This is a genomic window from Oryzifoliimicrobium ureilyticum (assembly GCF_037199735.1).
In the GTDB taxonomy this organism is placed as follows: Bacteria; Pseudomonadota; Alphaproteobacteria; order Rhizobiales; family Rhizobiaceae; genus Rhizobium; species Rhizobium ureilyticus.
This window is the reverse complement of the sequence record NZ_JBBBVQ010000062.1, coordinates 1-2,036: the sequence shown is the minus strand read 5'-3', so window position 1 is coordinate 2,036 and position 2,036 is coordinate 1. Positions and strand designations below refer to the sequence as shown.

Below are 2,036 nucleotides of genomic sequence, written 5' to 3'. Positions count from 1 at the left end.
CTTTGCAAGCCAGTCGCCGAGAGTCGGTTGCCACGAGAGCTGAGGAAGAAGGCCTGGTCCTTGGGATTGGGAAAGGCGGCATCGCGCTCACAGGCATAGCGGCGAAGCGCTGTTTGGGTTGTCGTGTGAACTGGAACGAGACGGTCCTTGTGGAACTTCGTCTTCCGAATGAGAAGAACCCCGTTGGTCAGATCGACGTCGGAACGATCAAGCCTGACCACTTCGCCCGATCGCAGTCCCGAACTTGCCAACAATCCGATCAGCGTCGCCATCGTCCGCCCCCTGAGGGGGATGCCTGGCGAAATGCGGGTGCATGCGTCGATGAGCGACGCCAACTCTGCCTCGCTGAGGATACGTGGAGGTGGAATCGCCCNCCACTTCGCCCGATCGCAGTCCCGAACTTGCCAACAATCCGATCAGCGTCGCCATCGTCCGCCCCCTGAGGGGGATGCCTGGCGAAATGCGGGTGCATGCGTCGATGAGCGACGCCAACTCTGCCTCGCTGAGGATACGTGGAGGTGGAATCGCCCTGGATCTAGGAAAGGCTCTCCGCTCCAAGGCTTCGGTTTGGGCGTCATAGACGGCGAGATACTCGTAGAAGCGGCGGAGCACGCCGTGACGAGTAGCGCGGCTGTTGGCGGCGCCGCCGAACGACAGGACGAAGTCCAGCGCCATCGCCCGGGTGGCGGGCGCATCGAGTTGAGTGCGTTCAACGTAGCGGACGAAAGCGCGCAATGTACCGGCTTGTTTGCTGAAAGAGTAGCCGAGCGAGTGGCGCAGTTCGATATAACGCTCGACCTTGTCGCCGAGGAATCGGGCAAAGACGGTCATGCGGCGCCTCCCGGAAAGGGGAGTGCGACCTCGGCGAGCTGCGAGGCCGCAACCTTCACGTACACGGCCGTTGTGTTGATGCTCCGGTGACCAAGAAGATCGGCGATCTCGTTGATTGGCCTTCGCTGCCCGACAAGCTGGGTGGCGAGGCTGTGGCGCAGGAGATGTGCACCGGCGACCCGCCCAAGTTCGACCCCGCCATGCCGTAACCGCTTCCTCACGATCCTTGAAACAGGCGCCGCAGACTTGAACGCTCCCACCGGCGGCGTGAACGACAGGAACAGATACGGACTGTCCACCTTCGGTCGAGCGCGTAGGATGTAGTCGACGAGCGCCACGCCGGTCTCCTCGAGGAGTGGCACCACCCGATCACGCTTGCCCTTGGTACGTCGGATAAAAACCTCGCCAGTACGCCAGTCGATATCCTGGAGCCGAATGGCACGTAACTCGCCGTTGCGAATGCCCGTGGTGGCGAGCAGCAGCAGGACGGCTCGATCGCGGATAGCGACGGGCGTCGTTGGGCCGATCGCATCGATTGCGCGCCGAACGTCACCCCATGCAAGGCGCGGCGGCAGATGCGCCAAACGCCAATACGGCGTTCTCGGGACGATGCGGGCAAGATCTTGGTGATGGTGGCCAGCCCAATATAAGAACCGAAGAAATGTTCGAATGTGAGAAGTCGCTGCCGTGCGGGTGCCGGAGGTCGCCGATAGCGACAGCCGATGCTCGACAGCAGCAAGCACGTGCTCAGCTGTCAACGCCTCAAGACTTTGGCCGGGATGACGATGGCGGAACCAATCCAGAAAGCGGCGGCCGCCCAGAAGAACGCCTTCGCGGGTCTTCGGCTCCAGGCCCCGAACCCTGCGCAGATAGTCCGAAAAGGAGCCCAGAAGCGGAGCATCCGGATCATTCTCTTCACTTGAAACGGAAATAATGAACCGCTCCGGAGCCACTCGCCGTGCATGTGCCAGAGCCGATACTGCCCCAATGCGCGGAGTATCAGTAGTAAACGCGCCCAAATAGCTGTCGATGACATCTTGGTGGATCGGCATCTGACCACAGCGCGTCAAGGCAAACTGGCTAAAACGCGCAATCCGGCTCAGGTAAATCTTGGCGGACGCTCGCTTATAACCGAGCGCGAAAAAATGCTCCGCGAGGCGATCCATCTCGCCACCAAGCGCACCACTACGCAGGCGCTTGAGCAC

The 2,036-nt window shown here is 61.4% G+C and carries 2 protein-coding genes; both read right to left on the bottom strand.

Annotation, left to right across the window (positions count from 1 at the left end):
- Positions 1 to 335: tyrosine-type recombinase/integrase (locus VQ830_RS28580; RefSeq protein ID WP_438618930.1), on the bottom strand; the 335-nt coding region annotated here is incomplete at its 3' end.
- Positions 336 to 827: 492 nt separating this feature from the next.
- Positions 828 to 2,036 (bottom strand): site-specific integrase (locus VQ830_RS28575; protein WP_337271503.1); only part of this gene is annotated, 1,209 nt, incomplete at its 5' end.